The organism is Roseateles sp. P5_E1 (assembly GCF_054049335.1).
Map to the genome: position 1 here is coordinate 1 of NZ_JBFUMN010000355.1, position 575 is coordinate 575.

The following is a 575-nucleotide window of genomic DNA, read 5'->3' on the forward strand; positions in this document are numbered from 1 at the left end:
GTGCCGGCCTGGGCGAGCTGGTACAGGCGGTGCACGCCGGTGGTGGTCTCTTCGGAGACGCCCTTCCAGTCCTTGACCACGCGCGCCCAGTAACCCGGACGCTCCTTGGCCACGCGCTTGAGCAGGTCCTTGATGACCTGTTCTTCGTGCGAGGCGGCTTTTTCGTTGACCCAGTCGCTGCCGTTTTCCAGCTCGTAGCCCTTGTGGATCAGCAGGGTGACGTCGCCGCCGTCATCGACCACCAGTTCCGGGCCGGTCAGGGTGCCGTCGGGCAGGGTGAAGGTCAGTGCGTCCAGGGTGCAGTCCCAGTACTCCTCCAGCGACTCGCCCTTCCAGGCGAACACGGGGGTGCCCGAGGCGGCGATTGCCGCGGCGGCGTGGTCCTGGGTCGAGAAGATGTTGCAGGACGCCCAACGCACGTCGGCGCCGATGTCCTTCAGGGTCTCGATCAGCACGGCGGTCTGGATGGTCATGTGCAGCGAACCGGTCACGCGCACGCCCTTCAGCGGCAGGGTGGCGGCGTGCTTGCGGCGGATCGACATCAGACCCGGCATCTCGTGCTCGGCGATGTCCAG

Annotated in this window: 1 protein-coding gene; it reads right to left on the reverse strand. The window is 67.0% G+C overall.

All coding sequences use genetic code 11. The features are described from left to right. Positions 1-542, reverse strand: a 542-nt coding sequence (locus ACXJKJ_RS31490; protein ID WP_457395602.1) for an adenosylhomocysteinase, incomplete at its 3' end; no start/stop codon positions are given. Positions 543-575: the final 33 nt, after the last annotated feature.